Here is a 23,963-nt window from a genome sequence, read left to right on the forward strand (position 1 = left end):
GCGCCGACCGATGCGCGACCTCCGTGTCGATCTGGACAGCGACGTCCTCATCGTCGGGGCCGGCCCGGTCGGGCTGGCTCTTGCGATCGGTCTTCGGCTGCACGGGCTGTCGGTGCGCGTTGTCGACCGGGCACGAGGCCCGAAGAACGAACCCCGCGCCGCCGTGATCTGGCCGCGCGGGGCCGAGGTGCTCGACGACCTGGGCCTCGGGGCCGCCGTGTCGGAGGCGGCCAACGCGCTCCGCACGGTGCACTTCTACGGGCAGGGCCGGCGCCTCGGAGCCGCCCAGCTGGGCTCCGTCGCCAGCGCCTACCCGACCCCGCTCCTGATCGAGCAGCACGTGACGGAGCGCCTCCTCGAAGGCCGCTTGCGCGCGCTCGGGGCCGAGGTCGCGTGGGGATGCGAGGCGCGCGACCTCTCGCCCGATCCGTGCGGTGTGACGACGATGCTCGCCGATTCCGCCGGGCGGGCCCGCCCGTGGCGCAGCGCCTGGCTGGTCGGCTGCGACGGCTCCCGCAGCCTCGTGCGGGATCGCCTCGGGATCGCGTTCGAAGGGCACCGCGTCCCTGATCTGCAGATCCTGCAGGTCAACGCCGTCCCCCGCTGGCGGCACCCGGCCAACGCGCGCGAGGGCTACTATTTCCTCGCCCCCGGCGCGTGCCTCGGCTGCTTTCCCGTTGCGGAGGGCTCCTGCCGCTTCTTCTGCTACGCGACCGACCCGGATCCGGACGCGCACGCGCCGCCGTCGCTGGCGGAGGCCGAGGCGCTGATCGCGCGGGTTGCGGGGACGCCCGAGATCCGGCTCGAACGGGCGACCTGGTTCAACCGCGCGCGTTTCCAGACCCGCCTCGCCGCCCGGATGCGCCGGGGTCGCGTGCTCCTCGCGGGCGACGCGGCGCACGTGTGGTCGTCGCTCGGCGGCCACGGCATGAGCCTGGGATTGCGGGGCGCCCACAATCTTGCCTGGAAGCTGGCCGCCGTTCACGGAAAGCGAGCCCCGGACCTGCTGCTCGACAGCTACGAGGACGAGCAGCGCGCCAGCGTGAGGCGCTTCCTGAGCCTGATGCGCTACAATCTCGTCGAGACGCCGAGTTCGCGACCCGGCCTCCTCCTGCGGGAGGGCGCCCTGTGGGCGGCGCTAGCGCATTCCGCCCCGATCCGGTGGGTCGAGCGCGCGGTGAGCGACGTCGACGACCATCACCGTGACGGCCCGCTGGCCGGAGGCACGACCGCCCCGGCGCGAGCGCCGCGGGGACTGCGTCCGGGCGACCGTCTTCCCGACGCCGGCGAGGGCGATACGCCCGACCGCCTCCACGGCTGCCTCGACTACCGCTCCTGGACACTCCTGCTGCCGCTCGACGCGTCGGCGGCGGAGCATGCCGCGATCCGCTCCCTGCTCGCTCCCTGGAGCGACACCATCCGGATCCGGGTCGCGCCCGCTTCCGCCAGGATGATCCTTCCACGCGCAAGCCTCGTCCTGGTCCGGCCGGATCGGCACGTGGCACTGATCGCGCAGCGCCGGGACCTCGCGCGTCTTCAGCGGTACGCTGCGCGTTGGCTCGTCGGGCCGTCCCCAAGCGGGCCCACCGCCCCGGCAGCCGCGGACGCGAGCGCCGATGACGGGTCGCTGTGCCGCGACTCACCCCACCACTAGGACCGTCGGATGGACGAGCCGCCCGTGGCCCGACCACGACCGTGCCCGCGGCTCTCGGCTCGTTCGGCGACGCACCCCCTCATCACCCTGGCGCACGCGCCGAGCGTGCGCGGCCTCCGGCCCGCCGCGACCGACCGGGCCGAGGTCCAGGTCGGCTCCGTTCCGGCCCGATCTCGTCTTCGACGCTAAATCGTCGCGGCAGAAACATTGTGCCCTCCTCCTTGTTGGCCGATTGGAATGGCCGCCCCGGATCGGAGGGCAGCGTTCCACTCCCAAGCTGCCTCTCCGAGGATCCGCCGCATGACGTCCACACGCGCACGGCTTCTGTCGCTGGCGACCGCGGTCCCACCCCACGTCCTTCGCCAGACGGACGTTGCCGAGATGGCCAGCACCCTGTTCTCCGAACGCTACGGCGAGTTCGACCGACTGTCGCGCGTGTTCGCCACCACGGGCATCCACAAGCGGCATTCCGTTCAGCCGATCGACTGGTACATGCAGGCGCGCGGCTGGCCGGAACGGACGGCCGCGTACCTGCGGGGTGCGGAGGACCTGTTCGCCGAGGCCGCCACGAAGGCGCTGGACGAGGCGGAGCTCCTCGCCCGGGACGTCGATGCCGTGGTCACAGTGTCGTCGACCGGCATCGCGACGCCGAGCCTGGAGGCACGCGTCCTGCAGCGGCTCGGCCTGCGCCACGATGTCATGCGGGTTCCGGTCTTCGGGCTCGGGTGCGGCGGCGGCGTCTCGGGACTCGCGGTCGCGAGCCGGTTGGCCGAGAGCCGCCCAGGCTCCAACGTGCTGTTCGTCACCGTCGAGCTCTGCACGCTGGCCTTCCGCCTCGACAAGCTCACCAAGGCCAGCATCGTCGCCACCGCCCTGTTCGGGGACGGGGCCGCGGCGTGCATCCTGCGCGCGGGCGGGGACGCCGGCGTGGCCGAGGTGGAGGCGACGGGCGATCACACCTGGCCGGACACGCTCGACATCATGGGCTGGGACGTCGAGGAGGCCGGCTTCGGCGTCATCTTCGCCCGCGCCATCCCGCCCTTCGCGGAGGCGAATGTGGGCCCGGCGGTCCTCGGCCTGCTCAAGCGCTGGCAGCTCGGTCCCGAGCAGGTCGACCGGTTCATCTGCCACGCGGGCGGGACCAAGGTCATCACGGCACTTGAGCGCAGCCTCGCGATCGGCCAGGGCGCGCTCGACCACGAGCGCGCGGTTCTGTCGGAGTTCGGCAACATGTCAGCCCCCACCGTGCTGTTCGTGCTCGACCGCGCCCGCAAGGCCGGTCTGCCGCCCCGCTCGGTGCTGACCGCGATGGGACCAGGGTTCACGGCGAGTTGCGCCTCGCTGAGGAGCCCGTCGTGACGGCCGCGATCCTGGTCCTTGCACTGGTCACGCTGCAACGGCTGGGCGAACTCGTGCTGGCGCGCCGGAACACGCGGCGTCTCCTGTCGCGGGGCGGTGTCGAGGTGGCGCCGGAACATTACGGGCTGATCGTCGTCCTTCACGCCGCTTGGCTCGCCGGGCTCTGGCTCCTGGCTTGGTCACAACCCGTGGATCCGACCTGGCTCTCCGTGTTCATCCTGCTGCAGGCCGGCAGGCTCTGGGTGCTGGCCAGCTTGGGAGAGCGCTGGACGACGCGGATCATCGTGCTCCCGCAGGCACCGCTGGTGCGGCGCGGGCCCTACCGCCTGTTCTCGCATCCGAACTACGCCGTCGTGACGGGCGAGATCGCGGCGCTGCCACTCGCGTTCGGCCTCATCGGCTACGCGATCGTATTCAGCATCCTCAATGCGGCTGTGCTGGCGATCCGCATTCGCGCCGAGAACGCGGCCCTGGGCACAGTCCGCGTCGCTCCCCGATAGCGGCGCCGACCAATGGATCCTGCCCCGCGCGCGTGAGGCGGAACACGGGTTCGTGCGCGCGGTTGATCGAGCATTTCACCTCATGAAGGAGCCGTGCCATGGCCGCACCGAGCCGCCTCAAAGAGGTATACCTGGACGAGCTGAAGGATCTCTGGTCGGCAAACGACCAAATGGCAGGCGCCATCAGGCAGCTGACGAGCCAAGCGAGCGACCCGAAACTGAAGCAGATGCTCGAGCATTCCGTCGGGGGCATCACCAAGCACTCCGAGACCCTGCGCAGCCTGATTGAGCGAGCCGGCGGGCGGGCGGAGCCTGAATACTGCAAGGGCATGGCCGGCCTCGTCGCCGAGGCGCAAAAGCACGGCTCGCAGGAGGCGCCGCAGGATGGCAGGCTGCGCGACGTGGTGCTGATCGCCCAGTACCAGCGCATGACGCATTACGGCCTGGCGGGGTTCGGGACGGCTGCCGCGTACGCTCAGGCGCTGGGCCAGTCAGAGGACGCGGCGAAGCTGAAGCAGGCCACCGCGGAAATCTACAAGGGCGACGCGTACGCGACCAAGCTGGCCGAGAGCCTGCAGCAAGTCGCCGCCAAGTAACCGCCCCGAACAGGCAGCGGGCCGACCTCGACAAGGCCGGCCCGCTCTCAGATGATAAGGCCAGATCGCGCGAATTTCCGCCGTGCCTTATGGCAGGGCGCCGGCTTTCTCCTTGGCGCGAGTCATCGTATCGTTGCAGCCCTTCTCGTCACCTGCCTGCTGCTGCGCGCGCGCTTTCCGAACGAGTTCGCGCGCCTCCTGAACGCCCGATGCGGAGGGCTGAAGCGTCCGGTCCGAGGGCTTCGTCTCCGGCGGCTTGTCCAGGGCCTTCGGTGAGTTCGAGGACGTTGGGCCGCCCGGAGGCTCCCGGCCGGTCACCCGCTCGGCACCGGCACTGTCGAGGCGCCGCTCGATCGTCGCGATCTGTTCAGAGCACGAGGAGGCCTGTGCGCCCGGCGCGTTCGCCAGGATCGAGGCTGCGGTTGCAAGAACAAGAACAAGAGAAGCGCGCATCGAAAATCCTCATGAATCAGCCCGTCAACGAGCGGGCTGGGCGGTTGATCCGCGTGCCCGCGGCTTCGCTGTGCAGGACGGTGGCATGCTCCTCAGGACACCACGCGCTTCTCCTCGTCAGTGTGCTGGTCGGCATGACCATCCACGCCGACCATGTGGCGGTAGGAGAGTTCCGCGCCGGCCCAGCCCGTGATGCCGAGCAATGCCGCCGTTGCGCCCGACAGGGCGACGTCGGTTGCATCGCCGGCCTGGTCGCGATCGCGGCCAGACCGCCGGGCGAGGTTCGCAGCGGCGAGGGCCAGGGCCGCGGCGTTGCCGTAGGCATGCAGGCGGCCGGCCGGCTTCTGTCGCGCCCGGCGGATCGTGAGGTAGTCGATCGCGCCGACCGCGCCGGCGGCCACTCCGGACGCGATCCCAGCTCCCAGCAGGAGCTTCGACGCGCGCGCCCAGAACGGATCGCGCGTTGCACGTGCGGCGATGTCGGTCAGGAGCGCGCTGGTCAGAAACGCGATTGGAAACGGGATCATCATCGGGTGGACAGGGTGGCCGACAATCGCGGCCGTGCTCGGTAGACCTCGCGTCGGATTGGCGCGGTCTCCGTCCCGTTCCGGAGTGAGCTGAGAATACATGCGTTGAGCCGGCGTGACGTGTAGATTCATCATATTTCTCCTTTTATATTTCACCGTCGCCGCATAAATTGCGCGCGACGCATCATTGCAGAGATCACACTTGTCCGAATTTCCTTACGAAACTTGGAAAGACATGCATTTGTGTTTGGAAGAATAAATTGCTATGCTCGGTATTCTCGCGTCGAATTGCTTATTGTAATCACATTCAGGCGGCCGCCGTCAGGATGTCCGCCGATTTCCTGAGTGAGCATATCCGCACGCTTGCCACTCGGAGCATCCTCATCTCGGGACCAAGCCGTTCCCGGGCCCTGATTGCGGCCGGACGCTGTCACTTCGTCGCATATTGATGCTGGCATGCAGTGCGTGAGCCACCAACTCGCACCTAGATGCACTGTTCCAGCCTAGCAGTACCGCGCGCGTTGCTCACAATAGCGCTGCGGCATTGTGGCGGATCACAGAATGGTTAGTGCGGCAAATAGGAGCACGCCGTCTCGCGCCATCCATGAACAACGCCTATCCGTGATGCTCGCCGCAACCGGACATTTCCGTCAAGCGTCGCGATTGGCCGCTCAGGGTCGAGGCCGCGTGAGAACGCGGATCGTTCAGGGTGCGGGCGTCCGCGCGGAGGAGGCCCGCGGATCGAAGCCGCGGGCCTCGAGCCCGGATGGCCGCTCCCGGTGGACCGACCCCGAAGAGCTGGGTGGCGGTCCCCCGGATCCTGGTCCGGCCGGAGGGTGGGCCTCCGGGTCTCGTTAGGCGGCCTCCCGGGCCGCCGCCACGCCCCGATCTGGGCCCGGGCATCGGCCAACGACGAGAACCGGTTCGCGTTCAGGCACTCGTCCCGCGGGCGGCCGTTGAGCGACGCCGCCAGCGCTTTGTCGGTCGGCTTGCCAGGACGCGAGACGTCGAGACGACCTCAGGCCCGTGATCGACCTGAGTCGCACCCGGTGCTCCGCGCAGGAGCGCTCAGCGGGCGACGACGGCCACGGCCTGCTCGCCCATCCGGAGAGGCTCAGCCTCGCCGTTGAGCCTCCATCTGGGTGTGCCCCAGCCCAACCTGAGGCCGAGGCTCTCCACCGTGCGTGTCGGTGAAGGTGGAGCGCTCGCCGGTCTGCTTGGCCCGGTGCACCTGGACTCGCTGCCAGATCAGCACTGCGAACACGAGCGCGAAGGTTGAGAAAGCCAGCCAGTAGATCAAACCCGCGTCACCCATCGGTACCTCGAGAGCACGTTGCAAGATGTTGAGTGGCAACGCCAGCGCCGGAAGCTGCGTTCCAAGCTCGACAGCTCTATCGGCAAGAACTTTCTGCTGACCCGTGGCGGCGTTCTGCGGGCTGTCCATGCAAGGTCGGCAAGGGCCCTGACTGGGTCTCGAAGGCGCTCGATCGCCGGTCCTGCGAGACCGGCGTCACGCTCGACGTCTCACGTCCTGGCAGAGCGACCGACGACGCGCCGGTGGCGCATCTAAGCATGCGAGAGCCCGAACGCGAAAGACTGCCGTCGCTGACCGGCATGGACAACAGGATTGAATTCTCGACATCGTTCTACAATAAAGCCTCGCTCACACGTCTTTGCCGCGGCTCACATCCAGAGAATTGCTTTGGGATTGAGCCGAGGGATCGGCGAATCGCTCAGGCGGATCAGCCTGCCGGCACACCGAGATCGAACCTAGGATGCCTGTCGAAAAGCGCAGATGTAAGCGAAGTCATCATCGACATATCTGAGCAGACTTCTCACATCAACGACTTCGAGTTCATTATTGTTCACCCTAATCTCTCGATCAGCAATAAGTCTCTCGATTGCCGAGTCGAAGGAAACATCATTCAAACCTAACGCAGAGCAAAATTGCGCTTTCGCGAGAGGAATCACTGATTTTGCGGAGCGATCTGAATGGGACATCGTGAGACGGAGGGAGAATTCGCATAGCAGTTTCGCGAAGGCGAGCGACGGACGGTCGTGGGACGATCGGTGCGCCAGTTCGGAGCGGATCCGGGCGGCGATCAGCGTCTCGCGCCACAACGCCGTGGCGAGACGGGGGCTGCTCGCCATTGCGGCGAACAGGTCGTCGTGCGGCACGAACCCGAGCGTGGCCTCGGTCACGCTGCCGATCGCTTCCTCTGCGAGCGGCAGCATCAGGCTGCATGCATTGCACAAGTCTCCAGGCAGGTGGAACGACAACACCGATCGTCTCGACCCGCCCTCGCGGTAGCTGCACAGCCAGCCGTCGAGAACCACGCAGCAGGAGGACGGCAGGTCGCCAGCGCGAACGATCTCTGCCCCCGGTCCGACACGGCGAACGCGGACGGGAAGGGACGCCAGGGCTGCCTGGTCCTCCCGGGACAGCACGGTCCGCACCGTGAGCTTGCGGATCAGCGCCGAGATCGGGCTGCTCTCGATGTCGTACATGGTCGTGCGCGGGTCCGGGCCTCTCAGAGCGGGATGGTGTCGTGCTTCTTCCAGGGCTGCTCCACCCTCTTGGGACGCAGCATGGCCAGGACCCGCGCCACCCGGCGGCGGGTCGAGTGGGGCATGATCACCTCGTCGATGTAGCCCCGCTCCGCCGCCACGAACGGCGACATGAAGCGCTCCTCGTACTCGGCCGTGCGCGCCGCGATCTTGTCGGGATCGCCCATGTCCTGCCGGAAGATGATCTCGACCGCGCCCTTGGCGCCCATCACGGCGATCTGCGCGCTCGGCCAGGCGTAGTTCACGTCCCCGCCGATGTGCTTGGAGGCCATGACGGCGTAGGCACCGCCGAAGGCCTTGCGGGTGATGACGGTGACGAGCGGCACCGTCGCCTGGCTGTAGGCGAAGAGCAGCTTGGCGCCGTGCTTGATGAGCCCGCCATATTCCTGCGCCGTCCCGGGCAGGAAGCCCGGCACGTCCACGAAGGTGACGATCGGGATGCCGAACGCGTCGCAGAAGCGCACGAAGCGGGCCGCCTTGCGCGAGGCGTCCGCGTCGAGCACGCCGGCCAGCACCATCGGCTGGTTGGCGACCAGCCCGACCGTGCGCCCCTCGATCCGCCCGAAGCCCGTGATGATGTTGCGCGCGAAGGCCGCCTGGATCTCGAAGAAGTCGCCCTCGTCGACCACCCGGCGGATCAGCTCGCCCATGTCGTAGGGCTTGTTGGGGTTGTCCGGGATCAGGGTGTCGAGGCTCTTGTCGAGCCGGGAGGGGTCGTCGAAGCTCTCGATCTCCGGCACGCCCTCGAGGTTGTTGGCCGGCAGGAAGTCCATCAGGCGCCGGATCTGCAGGATCGCCTCGACGTCGTTCTCGTAGGCGCCGTCCGCGATCGAGGACTTGGCCGTGTGGACCTTGGCGCCGCCGAGCTCCTCGGCGGTGACGACCTCGTTGGTGACGGTCTTGACCACGTCCGGGCCGGTCACGAACATGTAGCTGGTGTCGCGGACCATGAAGATGAAGTCGGTCATGGCCGGCGAGTAGACGTCGCCGCCGGCGCACGGCCCCATGATCACCGAGATCTGCGGGATCACGCCCGAGGCGAGGACGTTGCGCCTGAAGACCTCGCCGTAGCCGCCGAGCGCGGCGACGCCCTCCTGGATGCGGGCGCCGCCGGCATCGAACAGGCCGATGATCGGGGCGCGCATCTTGAGGGCCATGTCCTGGACCTTGATGATCTTCTGGGCGTGCGCCTCCGAGAGCGAGCCGCCGAACACCGTGAAGTCCTTGGAGAAGACGAAGACGGTGCGGCCGTTGATGGTGCCCCAGCCGGTGACGACGCCGTCGCCCGGGATCTTCTGCCTCTCCATGCCGAAGTCGATGGAGCGGTGCTGGACGAACATGTCGAATTCCTCGAACGAGCCGGTGTCGAGGAGGAGTTCGATGCGCTCCCGCGCCGTGAGCTTGCCCTTGCCGTGTTGGGCGGCGATGCGCCGGTCGCCGCCGCCGCGCCGCGCATGCCCGCGGCAATCCTCCAGCCGGGCCAGGATTTCCTTCATGGCGTGGCAACCCATGTCTCGAGAATGACGGAGGCCGAGGTCTCGCGAGCAAGCGTCGGCGAGAGCGTTTTCCGACGCGGCGGATGCCGGTTCATCGAAGACGTTGCGGCAACATCGATGAGCAAGGGCAGCGTCCGGTTGCACGATGATCGGGCGCGCCCGGGCCGGGTTCGCGCCTCAGCGCGAGCCAGAGAGTTCCAGCACGTCGTCGAAGGTGCGCAGGCCCGCCTTCTGGGCGTTCACCAGCACCGCCATGTTGCCGGGCGCGTGCTGGTTGCGCCACATCTTGGTATGGGCGTGCGGGATCTTGTCCCACGGGAACAGCTCGCTCATGCACGGATCCACCCGCCGGTCGATCACGAACTGGTTCGCGGCCGCCGCCTGCTTGAGGTGCGCGAGCTGCACGCCGAACACGCCGAGCCCGCCCGAGGCGCCCCAGATCAGCACGTTCTGGCCGGGCCTCACCGTGTGCGGCGCGTGGCCGAACAGCATCCGGTAGGCGGTCGCGAGGGTGAGCGTGTAGCAGGCGCTCTCCTCCCAGGTCAGGTGCTGGGGCCGCCGCATCAGCTGGCGCGACTGCACCCGGCAGAACTGCCCGAAGGAGCCGTCCGGGGTCTCGTAGCCCCAGATCCGCTGCGACGGCGAGACCATCGGGTCGCCGCCATTGCACTCCTCGTCGTCCCCGTCGTCCTGGTTGCAGTGGACGATGACCTCGTCGCCGACCTTCCAGCGCTTCACCTTGGCGCCGACCGCCCAGACGATGCCGGACGCGTCCGAGCCGGCCACGTGGAAGGGGGCCTTGTGGACGTCGAAGGGCGAGATCGGCTCGCCGAGGCCCGCCCAGACGCCGTTGTAGTTGACGCCCGCGGCCATCACGAGGACCAGCACCTCGTCGTCGCCGATGGTCCAGGTCGGGACGACCTCGACCTGCATGGAATCCTCGGGCGGGCCGTGCCGCTCCCGGCGGATCGCCCAGGCGTACATCCTGGACGGCACATGGCCGAGCGGCGGGATCTCGCCAATCTCGTAGAGGTCCTTCGGCGCGACCGACGCGCTTGCCCTGATGAGGCGCGGCCGGTGCAGCAGGAGGGCGCACATGAGGGCCTGCCGGTCGACCTGACCGGCCACGAGCGGGACCGAACGCGCGGCCGAGCGCATCGCGGCCACGACCTCATCGAAGTCGATGCAGTACGACGATTGCAGCACGTACGATCGGGTCGCCGGGTTGGCGACATACGCGTCGATGGCCGCGTCGATATCAGCATCCAAGATGCTGTTCTGCCGCAGCAAATCCAGCACACTCGGCGTTGAACCCGCTGCAGCTGAGCCAGCCAAAGGGTATATATTGTTTTTCATGAACATGGCCGACTCCGCTGGAACGTCGCTTCTCTTTTCGGCGATTTATTGGTCAGGCAGGTGTACGAGGTGTTTTCTCGACAATAAGATCCATGATTTATCAATACAACTCGTAACAATAATTACATTATGTTCCATCCGCCTGGAATCAGGATGGTCCGGCTGTTCATCATCAACGAAATTAAATGTAACATTATTTTCCAGGTCGACACGACAGATGCTTCGATCACCTGCGGATCTTCAATGGTATAGTTACGCAAATCTCCGCAAAGCGGCCACTGAACAGATTTGATCGTACATGCCCTTATGCCGGACGGCAAATTCAAAGATTGTCACGCATCGTTCTATTAAGTAGATATGCCGGCATGACGGCCCTGAACTACCACCACCTGCGGCTGTTCCACCGCATCGCCCATGAGGGCAGCCTCACCCGCGCCGCCGAGGTCCTCAACCTGTCGCAATCTGCCCTCTCGGTTCAGCTCCAGAAGCTCGAGCAGCAGCTCGGACACCAATTGTTCGAGCGCCGGGGAAAGAAGCTGACCCTCACCGAGGCCGGCCGGATCGCCCTCGACTACGCCGACACCGTCTTCGAGACCGGGAACGAGTTGATCAAGGTGCTGCAGGGACGCCCTCGCGCGGCACAGCACGTGCTGCGCGTGGGAGCGCTGACCACGCTCTCGCGCAACTTCCAGCTCGAGTTCCTCAGGCCCGTGATCGGGCGTTCGGACGTCGAACTCGTGGTGCGTTCGGGCACGATGCGCGAATTGCTGGCCCAGCTGGAGATGCACAGCATCGACGTGGTCCTCGCCACCACCGCGGTTCGGCGGGACGCGGGCTCGGACTTCCACAGCCACCTCATCGCCGAGCAGCCCGTCAGCCTCGTCGGACACCCCGGGCCGCACCAGGAGCCGCTGCGTTTCCCGGAGGCGCTGCGCACCGTCCCGGTGACGCTGCCGAGTCTCGACAGCGAGATCCGGGTGGCCTTCGACCGGGTGCTGTCGCTGGCCGGCATCCACCCGATCATCCAGGCGGAGGTCGACGACATGGCCATGCTCCGCCTGCTGGCGAGGGAGGGGACCGGCGTCGCGGTCGTTCCCCCGATCGTCGTGCAGGACGAGTTGCACGCCGGGCTCCTGATCGAGCATTGCCGCATCCCGGACGTCGCGGAACGCTTCTACGCGATCGTGCAGACCAGGCGCTTCCCGAACCCGATCCTGCAGGAGCTGATCGCCGCGAGCGCCCCGCCGCGCGCCGCGTCGGCGGCCGATTAGGGGCTGGGCCGTCGCGATCCGCGTCGGCCCAGCCCCATGCGTTGCGCGGCGGTCAGACGGCGGCCCTCAGCGGCAGGCCAGGCACGGCGCCGTCGGAGGCCGCGGTGCTCGTCCACCGCAGGTCACCCGCGTAGCGCCACGCCATCCGGCCATCCTGGTCCAGTGCGAACAGGTGCAGCCAGCGATTGTCGAACAGGGCGCGCACCTCGCGGTGACGCTCAAGGACGTCGGTGATCGCCTGCCGCGGCGCCTCGATCAGGACCGACAGCCGCAGAGGCTCGTGCGCGTGGTGCTCGCCGTCGTGGACCGATTGCCGAGGCAGGCCGGCCCGCAACGGACCGCCATTCCCCTCCAGGACCCCGATGCCGCCCACGACGTTGTGCAGCAGCTTGTTGCCGCTGCCGAACAGCTCCGGCGCCACGGTCGACCCGTAGTATTGCAGGCTGATCCAACTCGCCACGACCACCGGCGCGGTCACGATCAGTTCCAGGACGCCGAAGCCCTCGTCCCGCTGCCAGTCGTAGTCGTGCAGGAAGGCGCGGCCGTGCAGGGGCTGACCCGCCGTGCGGTGGCGCGGCGCCGCGATGAAGGCATTGCAGCCGGCCAAGCCCCATTCGGGGCGGGTCTCGGCCCAGTCGCGGCTGCGGCGGACCACCGACGCGTTGTCGCGCGCGCGGGGCAGGCGGAGCGCGCGCTCCGCGCGGGCGAGCTTGCCCGCCTGCGCGAGCCAGACCCGCACCGGCTCCAGACCCTGCAGGGGCGACCCACCCGGAAGATCCCCGGCGTAGAGCGTCACCTCGTCGGTCGTCGTGTCGTGCAGCCCCGCGAGGAACACCGTGTCCGCGGGCACCTCGAGGCCGCGCTCCCGCAGCCCCGCCCGCACATCCGCATCGTTGAGAAGCTGGGCCAGCAGGCGGGCATTCACCTCGCCCGAGTACCCGCCGCACGCGCCGCAATGCAGCGCGCTGGCGTGAGGGTTGTTGACCACGTTCGCGCCGTGCCCGACGAGCAGGACGATCGGGGCGAAGGTCGAGGTCAGCGACATCGCGCGCAGGACGGCGTCCGCCGTCGCGACCCGGGACGCGAGGTCGCGCGGCGGATCGAGGCGCGGCATCGGATCGTGGGGCGTCGCCGGGCCGCCCAGGTGGAGCGAGTCGCCGAGCAGCTTCGCCGCGTAGAGGGGACCCGCCGCCTCCACGAAGGCGAACGAGGACACGGCCGCCTGCCGGAAGCGGCCCCAGGCGCGGCGCGCGCGCGCGGCGAGCCGCGACGCATGATCCGCGTCCGAGAGAGCGGGACCGCCCGCGCACGTGCGGAGCCCCGGATTGAGGAGAACGGGCAGGCGGCGCTCCGCGATGTCGGACGCGAAGCGCCGGTGCGCGGTCGCGAGGCCGAAGAAGCCCGCGAAGCCGAGGGTGCGGATGCCGGGATCGAGGGATTCCAGGGCGCGGCGGAAGACCTCCGACCGCACGTCGATGCAGAACGCGGCCTGCAGGGCCGGCCGGCTCTCCCCGACCCCGGGGGAGCCGCCGGCAAGCGTGGCGGCAAGCGTGGCGGCGAGCGCGCGCTGCGCCGCGCGCTCCGCGGCGTCCTGCAGGATGGAATCGATCACGAGGTCGCGCGTCGGCCGGGCGGGCGAGGCGTGCGCGGCGGCCACCGCCGCCCAGCTCTCGGCGATCCGCTCGCCGTAACGGGTGAGCAGGGCCTCGTCCCAGATCACCCGGACGGCGAGGAGATCCCTCAGCGTCCCGTCGGTGCCCCCGGCGAGCTCGGCCTGCCAGAGCTTGTAGCGGGCGTACTGGGCCCAGCCGCCGAGGGAGAGCAGAATCTGGTGAAAGTAGCTCTCGAGCGCGCCCGGGCTCAGGCCGAGCCCGCAGACCGCGCGGGCGAGGGCCGGGAGAGCCCCGTCGGGGACCTCCGAGACGTGCCGAGCGAACCCGCCCAGTCCGGCGATCTCCGGGGTCAGATCGTGGATGGCCCAGGCCCGCCAGAGCGCGAGGGTGCTCCCGCCCGAGGGAGCCGCCCACAGGGCCTGCCCCTCGTCGAAGTGCCCCGCCGCCCAGGCACCGAGCCGGTCGGCGATCAGGCCCGGCCAGTCGATCCCCGACGCCTCCGCGCACAGGGACGCCACGGTCGGAAGGGGCCGCACGGGCTCAGGGTCCAGCGCGGCGGCGCCTCTCAGGGCGCCGAGGTCGGCCGGGCGCAGGTCCGCAGGCGCGTCCGCCAGGGCGTCCAGGAGATCCTCGTCGGTGATCGACCCCGCCGCGATCCTGTCCCGGTACCAGGACCGGGGCATGGTCACCGCCGCGCCGCTCGCCCGTCCAAGGCGCGCCCCGGCGGCCCAGAGCGGCTCGCCGGTATGGCCCAGGAAGGGATTGACGGCGACGCTGGAGGCCAGCGGCCACAGGGGCGGAATGAGGCGTCCGGCACCATCGGCCGCGGCCCTCACGGCGTCGTGCGGGGTCGGCAGGGAGTGGACAATCTCGATCATCGCAGGATCTCCGAAGCGGTCAGGAGGCGCCGCGCGCGGACCAGCCACCGATCAGCCGATCGAAGGCGGCGTTGGCGTAGAGCCCGTTGGCGAGGTGCACCCGCAGGCCCGCGGCCGCGGGGTGGTAGGCCCAGAGCGGGAACATCGCCTGCAGGACCGCGACCAGCCCGAAGCTGAGCAGGGCGAGCACGATCAGCGCCCATTCCAGCGGCCCCGGCGCCGGCGTCGGCGGCAGCACGCCCGCGGTGAGGCGGATGGCGGCCAGCTGCAGCGCGAAGTAGGCGACCGAGGTGGCGACCGCGTAGACCGCGGTGCGCCGGGTCAGCTCCCGGGGCGCGGCGTCGGCGAAGCCCTGGGCGAGCATGTAGGCGACGCCGAAGATCAGGATGGCGCCGAGCGCGAGGGCCTGGGGCGACTTGTGCGCCAGCCCGAACCCGAGGCCGACCAGCACGAAGATGATGAGGGCGGACAGGAAGGCGCGGCCGACGGCGACGGCGCCCGGGACGGCGACCGGCCCCGGGCGGCGAATGGCTGCGACCGCCTCGACGGCGCCGCCCGAGGCCAGGAAGGCGTGGGCCTTGTAGAGCGAGTGCGCCACGATGTGCAGCAGCGCGAGCGGGAACAGGGCCAGCCCGCATTCGAAAGTCATGAAGCCCATCTGGGCGACGGTGGACCACGCCAGCGAGGTCTTCACGGCGGGCTGGGTCAGCATCACCAAGCCCCCGAACAGGGCCGTGAAGCCGCCGACCATCACGAGAACCGCGAGCACCCCGGGGGCGAGGAGGAGCACGTCCGCGAAGCGGATCAGCAGGAACCCGCCCGCGTTGATCACGCCGGCGTGGAGCAGCGCCGAGACGGGGGTCGGCGTCTCCATGACCTCGGTCAGCCACCCGTGCGTGGGGAACTGGGCCGACTTGAGCATGGCGGCGAGCGCGAGCAGGCCGGCGGCCGCGACGGCCAGCCCGCCGCCCTCTCCGGCGCGGGCCGCGCCCAGGATCCGGCCGAGGTCGCCGGTGCCGTAGGCCGCGGCGAGCAGACCCGCCGCGGCGATCAGGGCGGCATCGCCGAGGCGCGCGGTGATGAACTTCTTGCGCGCCGCCCGCCGAGCGGCCGGGCGTTCGCCGTAGAAGAGCAGGAGGCGGTGCAGGAACAGGCTGGTCGCGATCCACGCCGCGACCAGTTGGGCGAGGTTGCCGGCCGTGACGAGCAGCAGCACCGAGGCGAGCGTGAGGCAGAGCCAGCCGGTGAAGAGGCCCTGGCGCTCCTCGCCGTCGAGGTAACGCGACGCGTAGCGCACCACGATCCAGCCGATGAAGGTCACCAGCAGGAGCATGGTGATGCTGACCGCATCCAGTCGGACCGAGAGGCCGATTCCGTGCAGCCCGACCAGGGAGCCCGCACCGGGCCCCGCCATCGCCAGCACGGCCGCCGAGACGATTGCGACCGCGAGGGCAACGAGGGTCGCTCCCTCGGCGAGCCGGAGGACGACATGCGGGCGCCGCTCCCGGTTCGAGAAGCAGGCGGCGGCGCAGGCGAGCAGCGCCGCGGGCGCGAGCAGCGGCACGTCGAGAATGGGCACGAGGATCTCCTCGGGATCTGCTGTGGTCGCGAGATCTCGTACCTAATCGGATGGTTTCTGGAAAATTGATTGTTTATGACACATCATTCTATGAAATGAATAGAGCGAGGCGTCCGGGATCGGGCAGGGTCGGGAGCCTCCGGCTCCGACGAGACGGGCCGGTGATCGGGAGGAGACCCGACCGCTACGGATTGCACGCGGGGCAGGAGCGCGCGGGCGCGCGGCTCAGCCCGTCGCCGCGCGCCCGCTCGTCCCGGTGACCGCAGGCGGGACAACCGAATAGCTCGGCCGCGACCATGTCGGTCGGCTCTCCACACTCCTCGCAGATCAGCCCGCTCCGCGTCCCCGTGCGGCCGAAGCCGGGAGCGCCGCAGGCCGGGCAGGGCGTCGCCAGGCGCCGCGCCAAGCGTTCTGCCAGCACCCCGAGGCTCCTCATCCGAGTCGGATTGAGGTGCGCCCGCATATCGGTCTCCAGGCGCGCCGCACCGTCAGCGGAGACGGCCGCAGCGTCCCGAACGGCCCGCTCCAGGTCGGTCCGGGAGGTGATCCCCTTGGTCAGGGCCACGAGCGGATCACCCGCGTTGGGGCGGACGATGAGGCCGTGCGACGGAAAGCCGACCCGTTCCAGGAAAGGCGCGAGGGTGTCGCCTGGGGCACTCACGCAATGCGCGAAGTTCGTGGCCTCGTCCACGAGGCTCTCATGGACGACGAGGCCGCGCACCTCGTCGACGAACACGAGCAGTTCCATGCCCGCCGGGAAGAAGGGCACGGCCGGATGCGGTCCGAAGGTGCCCTCGCTGGCGAGCCCGAGCGGGAGGCCCGCGATGTGCATGCCGAGCCGTGCCTTGCGCAGGGCAACCTCCAGCATGGTGCCCCGGCGCGGAACCTCACCCGAGAAGGTTCCGAGCTGATCCGTATCGAGGCCGAGCGCCGGCCGGACGATGAGGCCGAGGTGGTCGGCAAAGGGAGGCGCGATGGCCCGCTCCTTGCCGTGCATGGTTGCGAGCACGACCGCGGCCCCCCCGTAACGCGCGACCGCCGATGCTCCCGGCCCTGGTCGTTTGCCCATCGCACCTCACGCCGCTTCGACACGCGTCAGGATGGTCGTGACGTCCTCGATCCGAACGTCTTGGATCCGAACGTCTTGGATCCGAACGTCCTGGATCCGATGATGGGCATGATGCGCGAGCGCCCGACATGCGAGAAGTTGTCCGTGACCATCTCCGTTCCGCGGGTGGCCTGCCGCACGTGAGTGATCTCCTGCATCGTCGCGCCCTGCTTCCCCATTGCCGAATATCGCCACGATGCCAAATTCACTACCAACTTTGGTTAGCCTATGCCGAGTTGACGGGCGGTTTCAACGATCTTGTCCTGCGCGTGCTCAGCCACACCCTCGCCCCAATCGCCCAGGCCGTTTGTGGATGGCAACGGAGCAACCGGGCCTCATCAGACGATCGTTCGAGCCTGCCCTGGCCCGCCCGGCACCCTTCGCCGTGGGGGCCGTCCTCGTCGCCGCGACACCTCGGCTCTTGCGGCCGGAGTGTGGCGCAGCACAGCCGCGTCCCGCGCACCGTTTCACGATGCTGGTCAGCAAACGCGCTGACGCAGAGGAGACGATGATGCTCAAGACCCGGACGAAACCGGCTCAGCTGAAGCTCGACACGCGGGCGGCCATGTCCGACGCGGACCTCGATCAGGTGTCAGGTGGCCTCAACCCGCAGCCGCTGCCGCCGAAGGAACTCTTCAAGGCGTTCAGCTTCTCGTCCTTCAAAGTGCTGCCGTCGTTCACCCTGCCGAGCTTCTTTCGGTTCTGATCGTCCGGAACCACCACAGCGTTTCAGCCCGCCCGGTCCTGCCGCGGCGGGCTTCTCTTTGCCGACGCGATGGCGGCCGGGCTCCGCGACGTCCAGACCGCCTTGGCCAGTGATCCGGGATTCGCTTGATCGAAGCGGATCCCGGATCACGCGCCTGCGCGGCGCCTGAGCGCGGCGCCTGAGCGACGCCGCCATCCGCATGGCCGAAATCGGAGATGGCGAAGCCATCAACCGGATGTCGGATGAGCTGGCCGACGCCTTCACCCGCCGCCCTGCCTGTTCCAAGGCGGCGGTCGCGTTCTCTTCGCGTGCTTAGTCGATCACCTTACCGTCTGGCCCGACTTTGATCTTCTGGCTCCTGTCGGACAGCGCTACACTGATCTCGTAGGCTACCGAGCTACCCTCGCGCTCGACTTCGGCCTCAAATGCTTTCCCGCCACCGGCCTTCTGCTCGGCTATCGCGAGTGCGTCCTTCAACGAGGTCTTGGCGTTCTGGAAATCGCTGACCTTCAGGCGCGTGAAGTAGCGCTCAATCGGCTGGTTCTCCGACTTGATGAGCGCGCCCGTGTCGGCGTTGATGTAATGCTCGACCAGCTTGCCATCCGGGTAGACGACTTTGATCTCCCAATGGGCCGGATTGTTGCTCTTGGCCTTCTCGAAGTCGGCGTCAATGGCACGGCCGCCCTGTCCGCCCTGACTTTCGGCGGTGGCCAGTGCCTGCGCCAAGCCGATCTTGCTCGCCTTTGCGGCTTCCCATTCCTTCAGATCGCCGCTGGCTCGGGCCGAAGGTGCGGGCGTTGGGGACGTTTGCGGGGCTGGAGCCGCGGGTGCGGGCGCCGGGGTCGTGGGTGCAGTCGGCGCGGTCTGCGCAAGGGTGAGGTTCGTGGTGAGCACGAGCAGGGCCAGACCGATAGGAAGACGCGTTGTCATGGGGGATCCCTCTCCCAGGCTGATGACGACGCCCAAACGCTTTGCCTCGGACAGGGTTTCAGCAGAGGATCCCAAGCTCTCAGAGCCTCCGGTTGCCAAATTCAGGCCGAGCCCCGCGGTCCGGCACCCGCCACGAACAAGTTGCGGCGGGTCTCGGCCCAGCCCTCCTCCAGCGTCCTCGTCGCGTTGACGGCCGGCCGTCGCTCGTTCACGTCCCGGCCGGAGCGACGCACCATCTGGTCATCTCGGCGATCGCCGAGACCACGGCTTCGGTGCGGCCGGTTTCCGGCAGCATGTCGAGCGCGTTCTTGCGCGGGCCGCGACGGACGAAGCCTGCGTGCCGACGCTGCCCCGATCTCATGCTCGATCTCACGGAATGCACGCCGAGGCTCCCGGCCGCGTCACGGAGCGGCTTCGTGCCCGGTCCGGCCTCGGTTCCGGCACGGGCGGCCGTCCGCGTCGTGCCGGAGCTTCCACGCCGAGACGAGAGGCGGGGCCGCACGCGGCGCCAGCGCCCCCCAAGTTGCCGCGCACCCCCAAGTTGCGAGGCGGAGATCCGAGGGGCCGAGATGCGCCGATGTCATCGAAACACGCGGGACGCCGCCGAAGCGGCACGCGGCACCGCGCCGAGAGCGTTCCTTCACGAGCGCTCGTGGATCCGGACGAGGCCGCGAACGCGGCGGACCGCTCCAGCGCCTGCGAGGCTCTGCTCAGCAGAATTGCATGGCGCAATTCTGCTTAGACTTTTGTTTTCGCATCATTCTTGCCGCCAAACCGGTGACCACTTCGGCGAATGATGCTTAGGGTGAGAGCGTCTGGTCCGTGCGCGGAGGCAACTCTCAATGGCCAAGCGGATCCTGGTGGTGGGCGGCGGCTTCGCCGGCCTCTGGAGCGCGGCAGCGGCCGCGCGGGCCCGCGACGCGCTCGGGCTGAGCGGACAGGTCGCCGTCACCCTCGTCGCACCGGACCCGTTTCACGTCATTCGGGTGCGCTGCTACGAGGCCGACCTCGCGCCCCTCGCCGTGCCGCTCGACGACGTGCTCGGCCCCGTCGACGTCGACCGGATCGAGGGGACCGTCACGGGGATCGATGCCGTCGCGCGCCGCCTCGTGGTGCAGCCCCGGGGCGGGCCCGGCCCGTTCACGCTCGCGTACGACCGGCTGATCCTCGCCCCGGGCAGCGTCCTGACCCGCCCCCAGGTGCCGGGGATCGACGCGGCACTCAGCATCGACACGCTCGCCGGCGCGCGCCAGCTCGCCCGCCACCTCGACGGGCTCGGCCGCGGTGCCGGTCGGGACCGGACCGGACGCTGGACCGCCGTCGTGGTCGGCGGCGGACTCGTCGGACTCGAACTCGCCTGCGAACTCCCCGCCCGCCTCGCCGCGGCCCGTGACCGGGCCGGGGAGGCAGGTCCCGTACGGACCGTGCTGGTCGACCGCTCCGCCGAGGTCGGGTCGGCGATGGGCGGCGCGGCGATGCCGGCCATTCGGCAGGCCCTGGCGGCGGCCGGCGTGGAATCCGTCGTCGGCGGCGTTGCGGCGGTCGACGCGGCGGGCGTGACCCTCGGCGACGCAACCGCGATCCCGGCGCTCACCGTGGTCTGTGCCACCGGGATGCGGGCGAGTCCCCTTGCCGGAGAGCTCGGGGTACCCCGCGACGACCTCGGCAGGCTGCCCGTGGACGCGCTGATGCGCGTCATCGGCGTCCCGGCCGTGTTCGCGGCGGGCGACGTCGCCGTGGCCGACGCCGACGATGCCGGTCACCGGACGGTCATGTCGTGCCAGCACGCGCGGCCGATGGGCCGCTTCGCGGGACACAACGCGGTCTGCGACCTGGCAGAGCGGCCGGATCTTTGCCGACCGTTCGCGGCGCCCGATTACGTCACGGTGCTCGATCTCGGCGAGTGGGGGGCCGTCTACACCGCGGGCTGGGACCGCGAACGTCTGATGGCCGAGGGCGCAGCGGCGAAGGCGATCAAGCGCACGATCAACGGCAGCCGCATCTACCCACCGCTCTCCCGCGATCGCGCCGCGATCCTGGCCGCGGCCGCGCCCATCATCCAGGCGCGCCCCGCGACGGCGGCCTAGAGCAGCACCCGATCACGTTGCAATCGGGTGCTGCTCTCGATCTTCGATCCTGCCGCATTTTCTGCGACGAACCGGCATCCACTTCGTCGGAAAATGCTCTAGCGCGGGATCGGGTCAGCCGGCTCAGGGAGGGGCGAGCGGGACACCGGCGCGCCGGGACGCCGCCCCGTCCGCGCGCCTCGCAGGCGCGGCGGTCCGGCCGGGGCCGGTCGGGCCGCACGAGGACAGCGGCTGCCACGCGGTGCCGCCCGCGGTCCGGCGTGTGTGCGGCGCGCGATCTCGTGAAGAAGAAAGAATTCGCCGCGACATCCTTCAGATGGAGGATGATCGATCGCGTGAATATAAGATCGCACGCAATGCAACCGCTGCCATTCGACACTAGTCTCACGATTCGTGCTTTGGGCGAGAACTTTATTCGTGCATGATGCCAGCCGACAACGTCGCGCAGGTGATCGCCTGTGGACCGGGCTGCCGCATGGCACGATGTGGGAGGCTTGCATGAACAAGCTGAGCTTATTCGCCGCCGCTCTCGCCCTCGCCACGGCGGCATTCTGGGCCACGATGCTGACCTCTCCGCCGACGTCGGAGGCCTCGGCGCCTGCCGGCCGCGTCGGCGCGGAGTTGTCGACGGCAGACCACTGCGTCTCCTTCGGCGTCTGCCCGTGACGCCCCGCCCGCCGCGGGCGGGCGCCCGTGGCCTCGTTCGAGGGTCTCAGGCACCCGGGAGGCGTTGCGTTCGCTCCCGTCGGATGGTGGCTCGCCATCCTGGCGCTGAGCGGCGCCGGCCTCTCGCTCCCGGCGCATCGGGGCGACCTCCGCCGCTTACGACCTAAGACCGACGCGATATTCCGGCTGATGCACCCGCGCCATCAATCACAAGTGACCGAGTAGCAGGTGCTATCGAGAGGCATACAACGTGAGATTATACATCTGCTAACCGGTCGTATATCAAATTTTAGATGTTTGTCCGATAAAAAGAGCACCGATCGCTGGGATGCGGGGGGCCGCCCCTCGAACCGATCGGAATCTGTACCATGACTGCTCTCTCGTCGATCAAAGCGCGACTTGTCGGAACCCTGCTGCTGCTCAGCAGCCTGCTCCTGGTCTCGGTCGCGGCGGGCTACCTCTCGCTGTCCTGGAGCACGGCCAGCACCCGAACCATCTACCAGGATCGCGTCGTCTGCCTCGGGCAGATCGCCTCGATCCGGGACGGCTACGACCGCATCACCGCGATCCTGCGCGAGATCCGCGAGAGCGCGCTCGCGCCCCGGACCGGCCTCGAGCGCGTCGCCGGCATGCAGGCGGAGATCAACTCGGCCTGGTCGGCCTATCGGGCCACCTACCTGGCTCCGGAGGAGAAGCTGATCGCCTCCGAGGTCGAGACGCGCATGCGGGAGAACGCCTCGCTGCTGCGCGGCATCGGGCAGGCCGCGGAGACCGACTCGGCCGGCCTGCGCCAGATGGTCCAGCACGCGCTCGACACCATGGTCCGACCCACCCACGCGGCGCTTGAGAAGCTGACCGCGTTCCAGATCCAGGAGACCGGCCAGGAATTCGCCCGCTCGGAGCAGACGGCCGGCCGATCGAAGGCCCTCCTGATCGCCTGCCTCGCGGCGGCGATGCTGGCGATCGGCTTCGGGCTCTACACGGTCGTGAGCGGCGTGGTGCAGGCGGCCCAGGGCACGCAGCTGGTCGCCGCCAGCATCGCGGGCGTGCGGGACGCGGCGTCGGAGACGGGCGCGGCGTCGGCGCCGGTGCTCGCCTCCGCGGGCGCGCTCGCCCGTCAGTCGGACCGGCTCGGCGTCGAGGTCGCGACGTATCTGCGGAACGTGCAGGCCGCCTGAGCGGGTTCGGGCACGAAGCCGTCCGTCCCGCTCGGCCGAGCGCTGACGGCCCAGCACTCGGCTGCGACCGAGGGCTGTCGCGATCTTGCCTCGCGGCGCCGGAGTGCCGTGATCCGGGATCCGGTTGACCAGAGCGGATCCGGGATCACGCGCCCGCGCGGCGCCTGAGCGAAGCCCAGATCCGCGAGACCCGAAGGGATCAAGCGGATCAGGAGCCCGCGCGGCGCTTGAGCGAAGCCCACATCCGCCATCCCGAAGGGATCATTCGGATTTGCGATGATACGGGATGGCGCGGCACCCTGGAGGAGCGTCTTCCGGCGCCTGTCGTGCCCCGCGATCGCGCCCGGCCCGCCGCCCGCGCGACGGGCCGGCACCGGCAAGCTGCGCGCCGCCGCGCAGCAGGACCTCGCCGGGCCGTTCGGGGCATCGACGCTCCGAACGGGGAATGCGGACCGTCATCCGACAAGCCGCCTCGCGCGGCCTCATACGACGGAGCCACTCAATCCTAGATTACAACGGCACAGATCTACCAAATCGTCAGCCGTCGAGATCTTATCACATGTTATAGATATAGTTCCTACGGCATATGCAATGTTCGTCCTACGGCTAAGTTGTTCTCTGTGTTGGATTTATCTATAAGACTAGCAAAGCGGCTGCATCGCACGACGATTCTGTCTCGACTATGCGAGCGGCCGAACACCAGAATGGTGGATGCAATGGAAAATGTAATCCCATTCTTGAATGTGAACGCATCGCAAGACGACTTCAGGAGGCTCACAGACGACCTGAGGGCCGCCTTCGAAAGAGGAGACGATCTTGGTTCTCGGGCTATTCACATTGAGAAGATTGCCACCGAAATCAATATTAAGATCCTGAATTTGCGAGCTGAAATTGAAAATCTGGAGAGGATCAGATACGTTGATGGCGCCACTCACGACGTATTTTTAGAGTCGTGCGAGAAGTTATGTGATGATTTGGAGACAATCGCAAATTCGTTCATAGCTTTGTCAAATCATGCGGCCAATGTCGAGGAGGAACAGGAAATCCGCTGAGGATTTCAGCGCGGAAGAGATCCTGACCGGTGTCGCTGACTCGCGGAGTTGAAGGGCCGCAGCCGATCCCTCGACGGCTCGCGCCCATGCTTCGAAGCAAACGCAAGGGAGCTGTCCGGCTCCGCCTGCCGAGGCTCGGCCGCAGCACGCGCAGGGACGGCCGCGGACGGGCCGGCCGGCGATCTCCTGGACGCCCGCCGTCCGGCAGCCGGGGCCCGCTCGGGACGTGCGTCGCGTGCGCGAGGCAACGCCCCGCGCCGGCCGTGACCGTCGTCGGCCCCCGATGCGCGCCCGTCTCCCCGCGAGGTGCGGGGAGTGCCGTGAAACCGAGGAGGATCGCGGGCACGACGAGGAGCGGCAGCGCCTTGAGCCCGGCCCACCGCGAG

The 23,963-nt window shown here is 68.8% G+C and carries 22 protein-coding genes; 10 read left to right on the forward strand and 12 right to left on the reverse strand.

The window, feature by feature from the left end; translation table 11 throughout:
• Nucleotides 1-10 precede the first annotated feature (10 nt).
• The 4 genes from QA634_RS28505 (at nt 11) to QA634_RS28520 (ending at nt 4,109) form a co-directional block, all read left to right on the forward strand.
• A complete protein-coding gene (locus tag QA634_RS28505; protein WP_012335322.1) occupies nt 11-1,654 on the forward strand; it encodes an FAD-dependent monooxygenase in 1,644 nt (547 codons plus the stop codon).
• A 300-nt stretch (nt 1,655-1,954) separates the two neighbouring features.
• A complete protein-coding gene (locus QA634_RS28510; RefSeq protein WP_012335323.1) occupies nt 1,955-3,013 on the forward strand; it encodes a type III polyketide synthase in 1,059 nt (352 codons plus the stop codon).
• Nucleotides 3,010-3,513 carry an isoprenylcysteine carboxyl methyltransferase family protein gene (locus tag QA634_RS28515; RefSeq protein WP_012335324.1) on the forward strand — a complete coding sequence of 168 codons (504 nt, stop codon included), beginning with the start codon at nt 3,010-3,012 and terminating at the stop codon, nt 3,511-3,513. The genes QA634_RS28510 and QA634_RS28515 overlap by 4 nt, the downstream gene beginning before the upstream one ends.
• Nucleotides 3,514-3,611: 98 nt before the next feature.
• Nucleotides 3,612-4,109: a ferritin-like domain-containing protein gene (locus QA634_RS28520; RefSeq protein WP_012335325.1), complete on the forward strand. Its 498-nt coding sequence runs from the start codon at nt 3,612-3,614 to the stop codon at nt 4,107-4,109.
• An 87-nt stretch (nt 4,110-4,196) separates the two neighbouring features.
• On the opposite strand, the gene QA634_RS28525 is transcribed toward QA634_RS28520, so the two are convergent.
• The 7 genes from QA634_RS28525 to QA634_RS28560 form a co-directional block, all read right to left on the reverse strand.
• Nucleotides 4,197-4,562: a hypothetical protein gene (locus QA634_RS28525; protein WP_012335326.1), complete on the reverse strand. Its 366-nt coding sequence runs from the start codon at nt 4,560-4,562 to the stop codon at nt 4,197-4,199.
• Nucleotides 4,563-4,654: 92 nt separating this feature from the next.
• Nucleotides 4,655-5,221, reverse strand: a complete 567-nt coding sequence (locus QA634_RS28530) for a DUF2231 domain-containing protein (protein WP_265576441.1) — start codon at nt 5,219-5,221, stop codon at nt 4,655-4,657.
• A 433-nt stretch (nt 5,222-5,654) separates the two neighbouring features.
• Nucleotides 5,655-6,062: an integrase core domain-containing protein gene (locus tag QA634_RS35980; protein ID WP_083784748.1), complete on the reverse strand. Its 408-nt coding sequence runs from the start codon at nt 6,060-6,062 to the stop codon at nt 5,655-5,657.
• Between the two features lie 141 nt (nt 6,063-6,203).
• The gene (locus tag QA634_RS28540; RefSeq protein WP_012335328.1) at nt 6,204-6,533 is read right to left on the reverse strand and encodes a hypothetical protein; all 330 of its coding nucleotides are present in this window, start codon (nt 6,531-6,533) and stop codon (nt 6,204-6,206) included.
• A gap of 326 nt (nt 6,534-6,859) precedes the next feature.
• Nucleotides 6,860-7,597, reverse strand: coding sequence for a Crp/Fnr family transcriptional regulator (locus tag QA634_RS28550; protein ID WP_012335329.1), 738 nt, complete (start codon nt 7,595-7,597; stop codon nt 6,860-6,862).
• Nucleotides 7,598-7,620: 23 nt separating this feature from the next.
• On the reverse strand, nt 7,621-9,153 hold the full coding sequence (locus QA634_RS28555; protein WP_012335330.1) for an acyl-CoA carboxylase subunit beta: 1,533 nt from the start codon (nt 9,151-9,153) through the stop codon (nt 7,621-7,623).
• Nucleotides 9,154-9,330: 177 nt separating this feature from the next.
• Entirely contained in the window at nt 9,331-10,251 is a 921-nt protein-coding gene (locus QA634_RS28560; protein WP_150108887.1) for an alcohol dehydrogenase catalytic domain-containing protein, read from the reverse strand.
• A gap of 623 nt (nt 10,252-10,874) precedes the next feature.
• On the opposite strand from QA634_RS28560, the gene QA634_RS28565 reads away from it, so the two are divergent.
• Nucleotides 10,875-11,780, forward strand: coding sequence for a LysR family transcriptional regulator (locus QA634_RS28565; protein WP_012335332.1), 906 nt, complete (start codon nt 10,875-10,877; stop codon nt 11,778-11,780).
• A 52-nt stretch (nt 11,781-11,832) separates the two neighbouring features.
• Here QA634_RS28565 and QA634_RS28570 read toward each other — a convergent pair whose 3' ends face one another.
• The 3 genes from QA634_RS28570 to QA634_RS28580 form a co-directional block, all read right to left on the reverse strand.
• Nucleotides 11,833-14,271, reverse strand: a complete 2,439-nt coding sequence (locus QA634_RS28570; RefSeq protein WP_012335333.1) for a YbcC family protein — start codon at nt 14,269-14,271, stop codon at nt 11,833-11,835.
• A 19-nt stretch (nt 14,272-14,290) separates the two neighbouring features.
• Nucleotides 14,291-15,850 carry an NADH-quinone oxidoreductase subunit L gene (locus QA634_RS28575; protein ID WP_012335334.1) on the reverse strand — a complete coding sequence of 520 codons (1,560 nt, stop codon included), beginning with the start codon at nt 15,848-15,850 and terminating at the stop codon, nt 14,291-14,293.
• A gap of 184 nt (nt 15,851-16,034) precedes the next feature.
• Nucleotides 16,035-16,847: a DUF6671 family protein gene (locus tag QA634_RS28580; protein ID WP_265576442.1), complete on the reverse strand. Its 813-nt coding sequence runs from the start codon at nt 16,845-16,847 to the stop codon at nt 16,035-16,037.
• 619 nt (nt 16,848-17,466) lie between these two features.
• On the opposite strand from QA634_RS28580, the gene QA634_RS28585 reads away from it, so the two are divergent.
• The gene (locus QA634_RS28585) at nt 17,467-17,664 is read left to right on the forward strand and encodes a hypothetical protein (RefSeq protein WP_012335337.1); all 198 of its coding nucleotides are present in this window, start codon (nt 17,467-17,469) and stop codon (nt 17,662-17,664) included.
• A 312-nt stretch (nt 17,665-17,976) separates the two neighbouring features.
• Here QA634_RS28585 and QA634_RS28590 read toward each other — a convergent pair whose 3' ends face one another.
• On the reverse strand, nt 17,977-18,594 hold the full coding sequence (locus QA634_RS28590; RefSeq protein WP_012335338.1) for a PepSY domain-containing protein: 618 nt from the start codon (nt 18,592-18,594) through the stop codon (nt 17,977-17,979).
• A 101-nt stretch (nt 18,595-18,695) separates the two neighbouring features.
• Entirely contained in the window at nt 18,696-18,830 is a 135-nt protein-coding gene (locus tag QA634_RS28595; protein WP_012335339.1) for a hypothetical protein, read from the reverse strand.
• Between the two features lie 606 nt (nt 18,831-19,436).
• Here QA634_RS28595 and QA634_RS28600 point away from each other — a divergent pair.
• The 4 genes from QA634_RS28600 to QA634_RS28615 all read left to right on the forward strand — a co-directional run bounded on the left by QA634_RS28600 (nt 19,437) and on the right by QA634_RS28615 (nt 23,577).
• On the forward strand, nt 19,437-20,681 hold the full coding sequence (locus QA634_RS28600) for an NAD(P)/FAD-dependent oxidoreductase (RefSeq protein ID WP_012335340.1): 1,245 nt from the start codon (nt 19,437-19,439) through the stop codon (nt 20,679-20,681).
• Nucleotides 20,682-21,179: 498 nt separating this feature from the next.
• Complete coding sequence (locus QA634_RS28605) at nt 21,180-21,347, forward strand: hypothetical protein (protein ID WP_018263894.1); 168 nt, start codon at nt 21,180-21,182, stop codon at nt 21,345-21,347.
• A gap of 368 nt (nt 21,348-21,715) precedes the next feature.
• A complete protein-coding gene (locus QA634_RS28610; RefSeq protein ID WP_012335341.1) occupies nt 21,716-22,525 on the forward strand; it encodes an MCP four helix bundle domain-containing protein in 810 nt (269 codons plus the stop codon).
• Nucleotides 22,526-23,229: 704 nt separating this feature from the next.
• Nucleotides 23,230-23,577: a hypothetical protein gene (locus QA634_RS28615; RefSeq protein ID WP_150108743.1), complete on the forward strand. Its 348-nt coding sequence runs from the start codon at nt 23,230-23,232 to the stop codon at nt 23,575-23,577.
• Nucleotides 23,578-23,963: the final 386 nt, after the last annotated feature.

It is taken from the genome of Methylobacterium sp. CB376 (genome assembly GCF_029714205.1).
Classification (GTDB): domain Bacteria; phylum Pseudomonadota; class Alphaproteobacteria; order Rhizobiales; family Beijerinckiaceae; genus Methylobacterium.

What these genes read in the sequence shown, in the direction of transcription:
- QA634_RS28595 (WP_012335339.1), bottom strand. Translation starts at nt 18,830, where the DNA reads ATGGTGCGTCGCTCCGGCCGGGACGTGAACGAGCGACGGCCGGCCGTC.
- QA634_RS28520 (WP_012335325.1), top strand. Translation starts at nt 3,612, where the DNA reads ATGGCCGCACCGAGCCGCCTCAAAGAGGTATACCTGGACGAGCTGAAG.
- QA634_RS28615 (WP_150108743.1), top strand. Translation starts at nt 23,230, where the DNA reads ATGGTGGATGCAATGGAAAATGTAATCCCATTCTTGAATGTGAACGCA.
- QA634_RS28570 (WP_012335333.1), bottom strand. Translation starts at nt 14,271, where the DNA reads ATGATCGAGATTGTCCACTCCCTGCCGACCCCGCACGACGCCGTGAGG.
- QA634_RS28555 (WP_012335330.1), bottom strand. Translation starts at nt 9,153, where the DNA reads ATGAAGGAAATCCTGGCCCGGCTGGAGGATTGCCGCGGGCATGCGCGG.
- QA634_RS28585 (WP_012335337.1), top strand. Translation starts at nt 17,467, where the DNA reads ATGATGCTCAAGACCCGGACGAAACCGGCTCAGCTGAAGCTCGACACG.
- QA634_RS28580 (WP_265576442.1), bottom strand. Translation starts at nt 16,847, where the DNA reads ATGCACGGCAAGGAGCGGGCCATCGCGCCTCCCTTTGCCGACCACCTC.
- QA634_RS28540 (WP_012335328.1), bottom strand. Translation starts at nt 6,533, where the DNA reads ATGGACAGCCCGCAGAACGCCGCCACGGGTCAGCAGAAAGTTCTTGCC.
- QA634_RS28605 (WP_018263894.1), top strand. Translation starts at nt 21,180, where the DNA reads ATGAACAAGCTGAGCTTATTCGCCGCCGCTCTCGCCCTCGCCACGGCG.
- QA634_RS28505 (WP_012335322.1), top strand. Translation starts at nt 11, where the DNA reads ATGCGCGACCTCCGTGTCGATCTGGACAGCGACGTCCTCATCGTCGGG.
- QA634_RS28610 (WP_012335341.1), top strand. Translation starts at nt 21,716, where the DNA reads ATGACTGCTCTCTCGTCGATCAAAGCGCGACTTGTCGGAACCCTGCTG.
- QA634_RS28525 (WP_012335326.1), bottom strand. Translation starts at nt 4,562, where the DNA reads ATGCGCGCTTCTCTTGTTCTTGTTCTTGCAACCGCAGCCTCGATCCTG.
- QA634_RS28600 (WP_012335340.1), top strand. Translation starts at nt 19,437, where the DNA reads ATGGCCAAGCGGATCCTGGTGGTGGGCGGCGGCTTCGCCGGCCTCTGG.
- QA634_RS28530 (WP_265576441.1), bottom strand. Translation starts at nt 5,221, where the DNA reads ATGAATCTACACGTCACGCCGGCTCAACGCATGTATTCTCAGCTCACT.
- QA634_RS28550 (WP_012335329.1), bottom strand. Translation starts at nt 7,597, where the DNA reads ATGTACGACATCGAGAGCAGCCCGATCTCGGCGCTGATCCGCAAGCTC.
- QA634_RS28590 (WP_012335338.1), bottom strand. Translation starts at nt 18,594, where the DNA reads ATGACAACGCGTCTTCCTATCGGTCTGGCCCTGCTCGTGCTCACCACG.
- QA634_RS28565 (WP_012335332.1), top strand. Translation starts at nt 10,875, where the DNA reads ATGACGGCCCTGAACTACCACCACCTGCGGCTGTTCCACCGCATCGCC.
- QA634_RS28510 (WP_012335323.1), top strand. Translation starts at nt 1,955, where the DNA reads ATGACGTCCACACGCGCACGGCTTCTGTCGCTGGCGACCGCGGTCCCA.
- QA634_RS28560 (WP_150108887.1), bottom strand. Translation starts at nt 10,251, where the DNA reads ATGTGCGCCCTCCTGCTGCACCGGCCGCGCCTCATCAGGGCAAGCGCG.